Origin of the sequence: Gallaecimonas kandeliae (genome assembly GCF_030450055.1) — a bacterium.
In the GTDB taxonomy this organism is placed as follows: domain Bacteria; phylum Pseudomonadota; class Gammaproteobacteria; order Enterobacterales; family Gallaecimonadaceae; genus Gallaecimonas; species Gallaecimonas kandeliae.
Genome location: NZ_CP118480.1, coordinates 128,508 through 142,666, shown reverse-complemented (window position 1 = coordinate 142,666; position 14,159 = coordinate 128,508). Strand labels below are relative to the sequence as shown.

8 protein-coding genes are annotated in these 14,159 nt (G+C 49.3%); 3 read left to right on the top strand and 5 right to left on the bottom strand.

Annotation, left to right across the window (positions count from 1 at the left end; all coding sequences use genetic code 11):
* Positions 1 to 29: 29 nt before the first annotated feature.
* From PVT67_RS00605 to PVT67_RS00595, 3 genes are all read left to right on the top strand, one after another.
* Positions 30 to 1,409 carry a hypothetical protein gene (locus tag PVT67_RS00605; protein ID WP_301496739.1) on the top strand — a complete coding sequence of 460 codons (1,380 nt, stop codon included), beginning with the start codon at positions 30 to 32 and terminating at the stop codon, positions 1,407 to 1,409.
* Positions 1,410 to 1,460: 51 nt separating this feature from the next.
* Positions 1,461 to 2,096 carry a hypothetical protein gene (locus tag PVT67_RS00600; protein WP_301496737.1) on the top strand — a complete coding sequence of 212 codons (636 nt, stop codon included), beginning with the start codon at positions 1,461 to 1,463 and terminating at the stop codon, positions 2,094 to 2,096.
* Between the two features lie 163 nt (positions 2,097 to 2,259).
* Positions 2,260 to 2,445, top strand: coding sequence for a helix-turn-helix transcriptional regulator (locus PVT67_RS00595; RefSeq protein WP_301496735.1), 186 nt, complete (start codon positions 2,260 to 2,262; stop codon positions 2,443 to 2,445).
* A 236-nt stretch (positions 2,446 to 2,681) separates the two neighbouring features.
* Here PVT67_RS00595 and PVT67_RS00590 read toward each other — a convergent pair whose 3' ends face one another.
* Genes PVT67_RS00590 through PVT67_RS00570 form a run of 5 tightly spaced genes read right to left on the bottom strand, consistent with a single transcriptional unit; the run spans position 2,682 to position 14,087 of the window.
* Positions 2,682 to 3,512, bottom strand: a complete 831-nt coding sequence (locus PVT67_RS00590) for a phospholipase D family protein (protein ID WP_301496734.1) — start codon at positions 3,510 to 3,512, stop codon at positions 2,682 to 2,684.
* Positions 3,478 to 5,748 carry a hypothetical protein gene (locus PVT67_RS00585; RefSeq protein WP_301496733.1) on the bottom strand — a complete coding sequence of 757 codons (2,271 nt, stop codon included), beginning with the start codon at positions 5,746 to 5,748 and terminating at the stop codon, positions 3,478 to 3,480. Before PVT67_RS00585 ends, PVT67_RS00590 begins: the two co-directional genes overlap by 35 nt.
* Before the next feature lie 35 nt (positions 5,749 to 5,783).
* Entirely contained in the window at positions 5,784 to 9,887 is a 4,104-nt protein-coding gene (locus tag PVT67_RS00580) for a helicase-related protein (RefSeq protein WP_301496731.1), read from the bottom strand.
* Positions 9,880 to 12,429: a hypothetical protein gene (locus PVT67_RS00575; RefSeq protein ID WP_301496730.1), complete on the bottom strand. Its 2,550-nt coding sequence runs from the start codon at positions 12,427 to 12,429 to the stop codon at positions 9,880 to 9,882. Before PVT67_RS00575 ends, PVT67_RS00580 begins: the two co-directional genes overlap by 8 nt.
* The gene (locus PVT67_RS00570; RefSeq protein WP_301496729.1) at positions 12,426 to 14,087 is read right to left on the bottom strand and encodes an Eco57I restriction-modification methylase domain-containing protein; all 1,662 of its coding nucleotides are present in this window, start codon (positions 14,085 to 14,087) and stop codon (positions 12,426 to 12,428) included. Before PVT67_RS00570 ends, PVT67_RS00575 begins: the two co-directional genes overlap by 4 nt.
* Positions 14,088 to 14,159: the final 72 nt, after the last annotated feature.

The following is a 14,159-nucleotide window of genomic DNA, read 5'->3' as shown; positions in this document are numbered from 1 at the left end:
TTAGTCACCAACATCATCAGGAGGAAAGGATGACTAACCATACAGAACTTCTGTTCAGCATTGACGAAGTAGCGAAAAAACTCTCAGTTCAACCGACTACAATCAAGAAATGGATACGATACAGAAAGCATCCAGGCCTGACCAAGCACTTCAACAGTGTTGGTATCACCCGAAAGAACTTTGATATCCATGGCTTCATTACCAAGAAAAAACTCGATCGGTACCTGAGGAGTAAGGATGGACTCAAGTTGCTTGAACAGGCAAAGAGAAAGCAAAGCGGCCCCTCTAATAGCAGAGCATTAGAAGCTATAAGCAATAATGTACCTTTGAATGATAGTAGAAGCATATGCAATCATAGCTTCAAGCACCTCTCTCACCCTATCTACCTAAGTAACCGTCCATACATGAAGAAAATAAGAGAGGGCAATAGTAAATTCCAAAAGTTTATCTTCGACAAAGAAAAGTTCTACGTCATTTTCGATAAATTGAGTGTGGTAGGGGAAATTGAGCAGATTGCAATGACCAAACTGAGACAGGGTCTCTTTGATGGTCTGAAAAGATGCTTCGGCAAAAAGGCTAAAGTAAGACGAGAATTCAAAAATGGTAATCTCTATCTGTATGCATACTGCGTTGAGGTAAAGTCACAAGTAATACATCTATCATTATACAACAAAAAAAGAAACCCTAACCAAATACGATTAGAGTTCAACCCTGACAAGCTTCAGCCACGGCATCTTATCAAGTTACTAACGTTCATAAAGAAAAAAATTGGCTCTGAGAGTTATTGTGATTTCTACGACAGCCTTAAGGTTACTAGGGTAGATATCGCCATAGATATTAAGGATGCCCCTATCCACAGTGTTATATCGAATAGTCGTAGCAATGAAATAATGAAATTCTCTGGTAGTAACAAACCAGATCCCGAAACACCTATGAATAGAATAACAGAGACAAGGACTCTGGGCTCCAAGCATGGATGCCAGCTAAAAATATACGATAAGGCTACAGAATTACTTTCTACTCAGGGGATAGATTTCGGTCATTTCTTAACCCGCATTGAGTGGAAGATCATCCCAGGAAAGAGCCCTCTTTTAAAAAGGCTAGCATCGCGTAAGTTAAGTAAGTTCAAAGTTCCAAGAGAATATTTCATGGGTACGAAGTTTTATAACATTGGGATCATAGATCACGTAAAAAGGAAGGAGCAACGTCAAAAGATTTTGAACGATGGATTGGACAGCTACTTAGATACTATCAGGGATAAAAAATATCTGAGGAGGTTCAGAAATCGCTTGAACAACTACTTGATAGAGTTTCCCTATCTCCAACTATCTAAAGAGGCGAATCTTCATATCAAGGAATGGGCCACCTTCTTTCGATACCCAGTTTTGTCATCAGGTGACGATGCTTGATGTCTTCATCAAACTCAACAAAGCGAAGAGGCAGACACTCGTATGCCAAACATGCACATCATTGAACCGCTGTCGGTAGTTCACTTCTCTCCGTATAACCCGGAACTTTCGATGCACCTCAGGCAGGGGGACCTGGATGGTGCATGCTCGCTCTATGCCGTGGTTACGGCGCTGATACTTCTCGGCAAAGTTGATCTGTTCGAAGTGAAGTATGGCCATCGGTTCGATGGCCGTACACGTTTCGGGAAACTTCTTTCCTGGTGGAACCGAAGCGACCTCCTCCTGCGTGAAGGCCAGGAGATACATGTCGTTGAACATGCGCTCCATAGTTCTTACGGCAAGGAACTTTCGGTAGAACTACAGAACTTCTGCCACCTCGATCCAAAGTTCCTAATCGATACTTTGAAGTCGAACGCCCCGATTCTACTGGCCTACACGGCAGTAGAGAACTTTGCACACATGACCTGCGCGGTCGGCTTCTGCGAAACCGATAGTTCTGTGGACATACTTTGCCTGGACCCCAGTTTCGCTTCGCCAGTCCTGTGTTGCTGGAACGAAGTCATCCGCATACCGAAGGCCAAAAGAACTTTGGCACGGTCGTTCGCATCCGGTCACAAGTTGCAGACCATCAGCGCAATCGCCCTGAAGCGGTTCAATAGTTCTGACCCGCTCTCCTTGGCTTCGTGAATCTGTAAACGGAAGGAACAGGGGCATTCCGCTCCTGCTGACGAGCGAGCTGACACCAAGAACTCTTCGCTCGTCAGAACTTCCAGTTCACCAGTCCGCCCTTAGCAGATCCGAATCTGTAAACGGGAGAGGTCAACGGTGACATCATTTCAGAGATACAACTATGGCCAAGAAACTGATAAAACTTCCTCAGGTAATGAGCATGACCGCACTGTCTCGTCCAACCATATACAATTACATGAAAGATGGAAGATTTCCGCGTCAGGCTAAGTTAGGCCCAAGGAACGTTGCGTGGAATCAAGAGGAGGTCGAAGCTTGGATAGTTGAGAAATTAAACCAGCGAATTTAAAAACACTACAAAATAAGATTTTTCTATTTTTCAACTTTTTCGGCACTTACGTATAAATTCCCGCTAGGAGTAGCGTTTCGGAGATAGTAAAACAAAAAATTTCACCATCCTAATCAAACAAATCTTAATATTTTTATATTACTTTTCAAAGATACGCTCAGATGAGGAAACTTAGAATAGCAAAGTTTAACTCCGAAATCATTCAAGATGCAACAACAATAACTTGCCTATTAATTTTATTCGATAGCTTCTGAGATTCCCCAGAGCACATCCGCTAACTGAAATACTGTTTCTGCGCTTCTGCTCTTGAGATGAATACCTAGTTCCGCACTTATTCCAAGAGATGCGCGGGTTAAATTGGCGGATCCAACATACGCTGATGTGTTGTGGGCTACCAGCTTTGCATGAAATGTCTCATATCCTTTCTCGGCTGCTCGCTGATATATTCTAATGGTTAGTAGATGTTTAGCCTTGGATTGTAGATCCTTGAGCCTTAACTCGTCCTCAATCTGCTGGACACGGGTAATGAGTCGGATTTTAGAGCCTTCCGGAACATGTCTGGTAAGCTCACCTAAGAAACACAGCCCTTCCTCGTCAAAGAACGGCATGACAAAATAAACCGGACTGCCTTTTGGGGTGGTAGATACCATCTCGCGGAATAGCTCATCGGTACGAAGGATCGGCGAACATGGTACACAGGTAGAGATCGCATCGCGAAGCGCTCGTGCATGCGAGCCCTGAGTAAGGACTATATCAGCCTGTTCATTTTCCCGAGATGCTAGAGCTTGTAAGGCCCCTGTGAGCCGCCATCGCAGTGTCGGTTCAAACCTCTTAGTCCGTTGCCAATAGCCGTCGCGCTCTATCAGCCAATTTTGTCTAGCGAGTATCTGCAAGACTCGAAAAACATCCTGACGGCGTGCCAGAGGTATGCCTGCTTCACTAATCAGACGATCCAACCGAATCCCACTTGATCTCGTAGACTCCATCACGGACAAAAGAACTACAGCAGTACTTCCTACTGGAATCAAAGCCTCAAGCAACAGATCTGGTTTTGGCGACAGCAGCATGCGCGATTTCCAAATAACCTGGCATCTCGTCCTGGGCGGAAATCTGCCAAGGTACTGGACCGCCACACAGATAGGCCCGAGAGAGGAGGCGATTCTGGGCAAGACAGGCTGTTTCAGGGATCATCAGACAGTCGGGACAAGCGCCACCACCCTCGTCGCACAAACTTCCAGCACCACACTCTGTGGTATGAGAAGCCAGGAGTTCTTTCAGGATGTCTTTGTTATCATTGCGCCATACGGAAGAAAGGTTACCTAAATCCAGGGTTGTACCATTGCGATAGATGACAAACGCAAGATCTGCCGGGAAGATGTATTCGCCCATCGACCCTAGATCTAACCCTGAGCGTTCTGCCACAACTTTCATTAGCACATGAGCATAGCTATGCAGCAGGCCATACACGAGTGGATAGACCTGGCTCATCTGCTCAGCACCGATATTGTCTAAGAATCGCCCAAAAGGAACAGCATTCTCAAGCAACCGCCCGCCGAATCGAATTGTGTCGCTCGGTGACCAAGCAAAACTATCCGCTGGTGTTGGGTTAATGGCCTGAAGCCAGTCGTACACTAGACTTGGCTTTAGTCGGAAATAATACGCTTCATTAGTCTGGTCGATGATGTAGATCGGCGAACGGAAACGGCCCTTAATGTTCTTCTCTAGAGGGAACAGATTCAGCTTCACAGGCATTCCCCCCGGGCCAAAGCGGTCGCGCTCTAAGATTGGCTGATTGCCGACGCGGGTGAAGCCAAATGTCATGCGGCATAGGTTGAATTCGCGAATTAATCCGCAATCGACCAGACCCAGTCGTGGAAGTAACGCCTTGATGCACTCTATCTGATCAGCACGAGCATCAGGATCGCGCGGTGCAAGATCAGCGTCTGGGGCTGCAAAGGAGACGTAGGGCCGTCGACCCGCCTTTCCTGGGTGCCTAAGGACACTGACTTCTAGGGCCTCATGCTCGACTGCAAGACGGAAGGGATCGAAACGCATCGAGAATTTTGCACGTTGGGCGAATACGGCTTCCGCTTCTGCACTCAGCGCGTGTTGCTCAGGGAATAGATCAGGATGTTGGTTTAATAAAGTATCCATGCTGATACGGAGTTTGTCGGCCTGCTCGTCCACAGAGACCTGAAGCACCGGGCGAATTGTTTCAGGCACTAGTGCCAGCGCATCACGGGCATCGGTAAAGCGCTTGGCCTCACCTTCCAAAGTATCGGCATCCTGGGCAAAGCCGCGCTCACGCAGCGCTAGAGCTAACTCTTCGAATGTCGGTCGTTCACCGTGACCAAAACCGAATTGAGTCGCGATAAAGTGGACGAGATCTGATTCACGACTTTGATCCAGCAGGCTCATGATCTCGGGATTGTCTCGGCCAAACAGTACGAACTGGTCGCTTTGAGCGTAATGAGCCGCCGATGCACGATATGAGATTGCTTCCATACGCGCATAACCTGGGCGACTTTGGACTTGGTCCTTCAGACTCTCGAGCGTAACAGGATCATTCTGTCGCATCTGAGCGAAATCAGGGGTGTTACAGTTTGCACAAACAAACCGCCAATGACTTAATCCACGCGGATCCATAACCAAACGAAAAGAGTCATTACTGCATTGAGCACAGTAGGATCTCGGGCGTTGCAGGTAACCTTGACCATCCTCTCCAACACGCCAGTCGTACCGTCCGGGACGAAGAGGCTCCCAATGACCAGATGGATGGACATGAATGACATCCAACTGTCGCCAACGAGCAGGACGATGACAGTTTGGGCATTGGATGAGATTCTCCATCTCCTTCCGTGTCTGTTTTACAGTGTCAAATCCTCGATATAAGCCGCATCCCTCGTGTTCGCAAACGAATGTTAATGGAGCAAGGGTGTAACCCATATTGACTGGTTTCACGAGCATGAATCGGTCAAGTGTGACCTTCCCCAGCTGTCCTTGATTCAAAATCCAATCGGATACACACATTGACGCCATTGGCACGGAATCAGAGGCAGTCTGCGCACGCCGCACCCATGATTGAATGGCCTCATCCAAGCGCAGGCTGATCTGTGCACGCACTGATGGAGTCGGCTCATATAGGTTGTAATGCGTCTGAGGGAGTGGAAGCGCCATGCACGCCCCAAGGCCACCTTCAAACGGAAAAAACACACCCGGAGCATATGATCCTGCCAACTGGCTCTGAGAACGGTTCATACTTTTGGCCTTGGATTCCTTTTGCCGCTCAGAATCCACTTCCATTTGGTTTGGGCGATAGACCACGAGTATCTCCTTATTCAGAGTCCTTTACGGATCAGGTCCATAAGAGCACGCACATCCGCATCTTTCAGGCTTTGGTCTTTGTAGTCATGATTAGCCTTAACGATGACTCCCCCGGTATCGACGTCACGAAGTGACGTCATAGGGGCATGGCCCAAAGGACAAGTCGCCATATAACTTTCGAATGAGTTTGGGCAGTGGTGCTCCATTTGCATGCCATTGATGAGCTCATCGACTGTCTCACGAATCATTGCTCGGTAATGTGGCTCAGCAGCCGGCTCGAATCCATTATCCAAGCCAATGGCCTCGCTCAGGAAGTTCACCATGTCGCTTCGAAATGTTACTGGCTGGCGTTTATATGCCTGCAGTATGCTTGAGACAAGGCGATCACTCTGCCAACCATCCTTATCGTCGTCGAGATTAAGAAAGTTCATCATCGGGCGTACACCCGCGAGATACCCCATAACCATACTGGGCAACGACCGAACGATGGCCTGCTCGGCCCAGCGATCTATTGCTGCGGGTTGCACCATTCGCTCCAAAAAACGATGGAAACCGTCAAATACCTCGACAACGTAACGGTCTCTTCTTTGCTGTGGGGTGGGGATCAATACACAAAAGCCGGTATGCGTCCTTCCTACACGTGAAGACGCCTGAATATATTCAGCAATGTCTGATGGCATGCCAGCAAAGAACATCGAATTAAACTCATCCACATCCACACCATGCGACACTGCCGATGTGGCGATGATCGAGCGCATCTGATCCACTATCGGTGGAAACTCCTGGCCAGTGTCAACACGACGCTGAGCATCTTCAATAATGCTCTGGATCTCTCCTTGTTCGACTTCGGATGTTATCAGGCGGGTAGGCATTGGTGAGTAGTCTGACTTCTCATAGGCATGGATACGTTTCGCCTCAGGCCATTCGGCTGCTTGAACCTGATCTCCCCCTTTTTTATTGGTCACATAAGTCAAAGCAATGCGATGAAGGTCTACCAAAGTTAATAACTGCGAGGCATTTGCTTCAGCCAGCTGGGCATCGAAATAAAGCCCGTTTGGACTTTCCGGATCCAGACTATTCCTCATCAAGGACCTGACTTCTTCAAGATCTCCTTGCCTCAATCCTTCATAATAAAGCGTGATAGTACGGTGGAAGTGACCAAGGATTGCCACTGTAGTTGTTGTATGTGGTCGACCATTGGTCAGGAAAGCAATATAAATGCGTGACCAACTTGTGCGATGCTCTTCAAGATCCTGGGCATCCTGGATGTCTGGCATTACTGCATCCTCACGAAGTAATGGTTCGGCATAGAAGGATCGGTAGATGTCTGGGCCCGGATGGGGGAAAAGGACGGTAGGAGTACTCCGCTGGTACAGATGTTCCATCTGCCTATCCGGCTGAGAAACAGTGGCTGAAGCCGCAATGACTTTGGCCCTTCTACGCAGACCATCTGGGGCAACAGCCATACCAGCCGAAGCAAGTCGCGTACTTCCCAGGCAGTCCAGCATTGCCTCGAATAAAGTCTCGAACAGACCAGCAAAGGTCCCTAGCGACTCATCCAGAAGGTGAGCCTCATCCTGGATAAGCATTGATGGAAAAGGATCGTGAAAGAGGGGGACACCAGAAGGATACGCAGGGGCAAGTGGGTAGTTTTCATCCTCACCAGCAGCACTTTGTGGACCGGGGTTTTGAATTTGCGGTGGGGCTAAACGGCCTGTTGAAGAGTCTCGGGTTGCGGCTGCGCCAAACATACTAAATAGATGTCGGATAGTACGAGTGCTCTGGCCAATAAGGGCCAACTTGTCTACGGTGCCAAGCAGTACGGAAGGTGCAAAGGCGTAAATATCCTCATCGCAGATATAAAAGGGAAGTGCCTTGTAGGGTGTACCACAATGGGAAATGCACGACTTACTGGTGCATACATGTGCAAGTGTCCCCCCTGATGCTCGCACCCTCCGGAGAACAGTTTTTGAGCTACAAAAGGGGCAGTGGGTCAACTTACGCCAATCGACTTCAGCCTGCTTGTAATTATCCTTCAGACCAGCAGGAATCGGCCTTTCTACACCAACATCCTCAAGGTAAGGAATGTTCTGAATCTTCGGGTCACTGTGCCAGTTCGGCGTTCCTGTACTCCCCACCCAGAAACCAATGCTGAATGGCTCGCCAGAGTATTCTCTTTTGATACGAATGGTTTCGGCGAATGCCATTGCCTTAGCTGTACGAACGGCCTGCTGTATGGTCAGCAGCCGCAACGGGTAGCGCATCATTGCGGTCACCCCGAAAGCCTTACCTCGTAAACGATCTAGAAATAGATTAAAAAGCAGCAGACCAAGGAAGGCTTCAGATTTACCTCCGCCAGTAGAGAAGTAAAGCAACGTGACAGCCTCATCCCTGTTGCGCTGAAAGCTGTGCTTGAAATCACTCATTCTGGTAACAAGCGAGGGCAGACTGGCCAGAATGAATGCAACCTGGAATAGGCGCCATGCCCCATCATCATTCTTGAGCTTGTCCTTCATCATGTCGGCCATTGCTTCATTCATAGCCAACCATGCCTCATAAGGTGCACCTCTTGAGTCACTTTGAGGACCTCGGCCGGACCAGTGCTTGCGTGAGATTTCCAGTATAACTAGACCGTCGCGAATACCATCCAATTCACGTCGCCAACCAAGGTCCCTGTCTCTTTCGAAAGCGTCTAGCTCTGCTTGATGATTCGCATTGTTCCTTTGACTCTCGCTTCGCGAGAATTCAGCATCAACTTCTCGGATCCAATTAACATAAGCCTGAACCATAGGCATAAGACTTTCATGGCCATCAGCTTGAGCAAGGTGGCGAAATCTTCGGTTTATGCCTTCATGGTCTCGAGCCCGCATGCGTGGTTGATGGAAGCGTGGTGCCCAAGTTGTGCGCAGCCTCAATTCGCCAGGATTGGCTGGTAGGCGTTCAACGCCTCCGTTGAACCCCATGGCTGGGTAATTCAGGAAACGCTCTACTGCGTAGGATCTCTTTACTCGCGACATGGGCAGCGGCAAATGTGCATTTTTTGGCAATATCACGGTAATACTTACGCCAAACAACGCCGGATCGTAGGCATCAATGTCCTGTGCCGGAGGACGTGTACGATTCTCGACCAAAAGTGTCAGATTAGTCTGGCCATCAACTTGCCAATCGTCGGTAACCCTGCAAATCAGGACGGGCTCAAGGGGTGGTAGAACCATTGGATCGTCGCTTTGTGCTGTTCGCTCCAAAAACTGACTCCAGTCCAGCAAATCTGCAACCTTGCATTTCAGACCTTTTCGATAGACTCGCCCAGCTTGCTCTGGCGCCTGACTCCAGGCCACTAGCTCTGAGGCCAATTGTTCTTTCAAAGTTACTGAAAAGGCTTGGGTGATATTCGGCCAGGTAGATATATTCTCAAGGTCCAGGTCTAACTCGGGGAATGGCAAGTCCACCCGTTCCCAACGATGAGGAACAGGAAGGGGATCAAACAGCGCATTTATCTGAGTTGTGTCCGCAAGATTTGTTGTGCCTGACTGACCACCCATGGCTGTAGCTTCGTCCTGCTTGCTTTCATTTTCTGGGCCAGGATCAAGGTCCGAAAGGCTGACATGTGGGAATAAAGCTGGTGGAACACCATGCTCAATCAACCAGATCTCACGTAATTTCAATGCACGTTCTTCTCGCGAGATTCCATTAACATCATCTGGAGGAGTAGATAGTCGGCTACTCACCCATTCTCGCATGGAATTCTGCGCTTCCCGAGACAACACAGGTACAGGACGCACACCTGGACGCATCAAATCCTCATTCTTAGGAAGCATCCTTACATAGGCTGAAACCTGGATCTGAAGTTTCAAATTTCCGGGAACCGACTTTTGAAGTTTTAAACGAATACCGTGCGAAGAAATCACAATATTGCGACGAGTCTCATCCAAGTCAGCTTCACGTGTCGGTGGAAGCAGAAATCCCGACACCAGCTGATCCTGAGGGCGTACGCGGAAGAGTACCTTACCGGATTCACCCCCACCGGAAATCCGCTGGTACACTTGGCCCAAGAGAGCCTCGGATACTGCCTCCTTAAGTGATGCGTCTATCTTTAAAGGCGCAATACGCTCAGGCACGGGTAGCCTCCTTAGTGTGGATAGCATTCAGAGTGAAAAGTTGACTAAGAGCAACATGATGCAAGTCAGACAAAGCCTGGGCTTCACTGCCACAATAGGCTGCCGCACTCTCTGGATGAAGAAGACACTGCAGTAACACGGCATGACGTTCGCGGCCTTTAACACGCCTTGCCCCACGATAGCGGACAATGCCCTTCCAATACGTCGGCACAAACAGCTCCGGGAGTCCTACTGCACGCGCAAACTCTTGAAATATGTCGTACCTTTGAGGAGCATGGGATCGGCCATGGAGATTGTCTGGCTGCAGTATGGGCGAGAGCCAGTCTTTGATATTGCTCAGCTCGATGTCCGTCCGGAGTGCTTCCGACATAGCCTGACGTATGATTTCTGGCCGAAGTTCTGGTTTGGCAGGGTGTCTGGCGTAAGCAGTTCTCAAATTGTCGTGGTACGCTTTTAGACAGTCGACGAATGTTTTGGCCACCATCATTCGAGCCAATGCATCTTCGGACAGTACCTGATTCATGGCCATCTCGAGGACCTCGTCGGGCCACAAGATGACATCCCCAACCTCTAATCGGCGAGCTACGACCGGTTCAAGATTCAAGCTAGAGACTAGACCTTTAGAACGATAGACCGTCTGATTTCCCCACAAGCTTCGCGTAGATCCATCATCCAAGGTCACCCGAATAGTTCCGTCGGAAAAAGAACCGGGGCTGGAATATGCTGGCAAGGTGTCTTCAAGTAGGTCGAAGATCTCTGGGGATGGACGATGCATAAACAGATCCATGCCAGGTTGTTCCAACACAGCTTTGACAACATCGCGCAGTCCCGTTACCCGCACTTCTAGAGGCCCCAAACCTGGGGCCTCTAGCAGACCATCTAGGTAACGTTTCATCCAGCGTAGAGTTCGTGGCGTTAATAACCATTCGAACGGAGTAGAATCCGTCTTAAAAAGGAGATGATCGAGCCATGGCTTGTTCATGTCTGTGAATAAAACGGGCTCATGAAAAATTTCGCTCCCCAAGATCTTTAATTCTGAGGAACGATGAAAATGGACGCCGCAATTCGCGTAATCGTGTGCGAGCAATTCTTTTTCTAGAAAGGTCTTCACAACGACATGTACATTTCTATCCTGCTGCAATGTAATTCGGTCAAGAGAACTCTTGAAGGCGTAAACCATAGGCTGCCCATGGGCGATCCAATGCTTATGGAGCGTATCCATCGACGTCACTAGGTAATGGAGTTCATCGTGTAGTGGACCGGCTTGCCCCTTTTGCAGAACTTCAATTAGTCCTTTCTTCGCCTCCAGGGCATCCCATTGGCGGTGGATACGACGCTGATCAGGATGTTCAACCAGCCAGTTTTCAACTGAACGCAAAGGAATTGTGAGATTTGACACCCCTGTTATCCAAAGGTAGGCGCGCCAAAGACTGGGTTCCAAGCTCCCCCCACAATCTGGATGCTGAATCAATCCTATTATCTTGGATGCAAGCCGCGTAGTTTCATTATCCACTGCATAGGGTTGTGGCCAGCCGATTGGAGTCGATGGTGGCGTTTCACTTATCGTGGTATTGAGCCAATTACCTGTATGGATATGCATGGCTGCGTCTGAAAGAAGTTCTCGAAGCCAGCGGACTTCAAGATCACTTAAGTCGTCGAGTAAGGCCAATCGTTGACGAACGCGGATCCTGAAATCTAGCCAATCATCCGGCTGATCAAAGAAAACCCATAAACCAGGAGGTTTGGCGTGTTTAGGGAAGGATTCCGCCAGAGATTGCACAAAGTGAATCAGCTGTTCGGGACAGATATTTAGCCCATTCAGGACCTTCCGTCGCCCATCTAAAATAACAAGGTCTGGTGACATTACTTTGGCACCGAACGCTTCAATTAACCGTCTAATTCGGTGCTTTCGATCCAATCGGCCGCCCAAACCTATTACTGCGGAAGGTGCTTTGGCCCACGCATTGTAGGCCTGGATATTCTGGCGAATTGCTTTCCGGCGGGAACGGGCCACGGAACGGATCGTATCTCTCATGACTCTAGGGTCAGTTCCAGGCCACTCCATTTCATTGTCTAGAATTTGAAAAACAGGGATCAAATCGCGCATCGGCGGATGAAAGCGCGGAACATCAGGGCGGTCCTCAACCGAAGCCGGGTCGAAGAGGAACTGAGTCACTGCTGATGTAAACATGCCTTGTGAACACAAGTATTGACCCTGGTTCTTTAGCCTGTCTCTATCTACGCAATATCGGTGCAGATCTGACAAGCCGCGATCCATTACTGGGTAGATCAAGGTTCGAAAACCTTGAAAGTCACCATGACCTCGACGGCGAAGATTAGCCATAGCATGCAGGAGCGCGGGGTGTTCGGTCAGGCCGGGCCACACAAGGTCACTTTTTGCCTGACTGGATCCAGCAAGAGAGTCTATCGCCAAACATAACACTTCAGTCGCCTGAGCAGGGACTAGCCAGTGATGCTCCACCGCCGTGCAAAACTGTAAATCTAGCTGCTGTATGTTGTTTTGTTTTGAAGTGTCAGTCATAGAACCTCCGCAGCGCCGATAAACCCGGTCAGCGCGGAGACATCTGGAAGGCGAAGATACTGGAGCTCGTATATCGAAACGTTAGTGGATGAAGCACGCATAGAGAACAAGCGATCAACTGTGGGGTGGTTTAGCAATTGAGCCAGCCGCTCGGGGGTAATCTTGGGATCGATAGCCTCCAATACAATTACGTGATTCTCCGCAATGAAACCCCGATGTTCCTTTATAAAGGCCCCGCTCAGCGCGGCGCAGACCAAACGCTTTGATTGCTCGGGGGAGGATACTCGTTGGATTAGTACTGCTGGCCGGCAAATTACACCCTGCGCACCGTTCGCAACCTCAACCCAAGAGGGGCGCTCCTTTGTACCTATGGGTGTCCATCGAAGGGCCCCGGCTCGCACGTGACTGTCCCAGAGCAAAGGGACGATGTCGGCCTTGTCTGGAGGACGCTCAACATGTCTCGGTCGAGGGTCGCGATAGTTGACAAGATTGCCAACCCGAATGCTGTAACCATAATCCTTGAGAGATAAATGCCATCTGGACGATTCTTGTAGTACAGCAAGATCCTCCGAGCGACGTGGTAGGACCCAAGGCATATCCTGGTCTTCAATTTTTACAGCACCTAGACTCAAAGATTTGCCATCTTTGGAGATAGCACTGATGCGTGCTTGGCCCTGTTTGGCGCCCTTGTGCAATATGGTTAGTACCGCATCCTGTTCGGCACCATAGAAAACCCCGCCTTTCTGGTGAACCAAGGCCAAGTCTGTCACCGCAGCCTCTGCAATCAACCTTGACCTTAGATGCGAGAAAGTTTTCCCAGACAAATAGCTCATAGGAGTTACTAGTCCGGCGTGTCCGCCTGGTCGAAGCAAGTCAAGTGCTCGGCCCATGAACAGACCATACAAATTGAACTGTCCGGCACACAATGACCGAAGCCTCTGGTCAGCTAAAGTTTCGATTTCCGTGCGGATGAGTTTGCGATAGGGAGGGTTGCTGACAACCAAGTCCACTTTGCCATTCAGATCGTCAAATGCATTTAGGCCATCTTCCACGCGAAGATCCCACTGAGGAAATTGACCTGTCACCCGGATGTCCTTGGCCATGCTTCGATCGAGCAGCCGACGAGTTATCTCGATTAAGTGTGGGTCAATATCTGCGCCATGTATGTGCTTCTCGACATGGCTCATGCGTGCTTCAGGGCTCATGGCCTTCAAAGCTGGAAGCCTAAGTACGACCTCCAAAACCGGCACGAGGAACGCAGCTCCGCCACAAGCTGGATCTACAATGTGGCCTAACAAAACTTTGGGCGCCATATTACGGATGCGCCAAAGCACGGGTTCGGTCAGCAATGGAGGGGTAAAATAGACTGCTTGGTGCTTGCGTTGCTCTGCGGGCAGGAGGTGGGCGTAAAGGCATCCAAGCCAATAGGCCGCATTCTCGTGGTCTAAAGTTTGAAGCCAGGTCAGAAAGTCCGTCACAGCTCTTTCCCAAGAGACTTCGGATTCGCAGATTCCACGCTCTAAAGGTTCTTCACTACAGCTCCAACATTCCAGAATTTCCTGGATTAGACTTGACGGGTCACGCTGCTTCCCATTTAAGCGCGACAGGGTTTGAGCATGAGAGGAGAACGCTCTGAGATAATCCTGGTGAGAGCTCAATGTTTTTCTATCCCTTGAGTTAATACTGGGCCGCCATTCACCGAGTTAACTTAGTCACACCCAGATTGATTT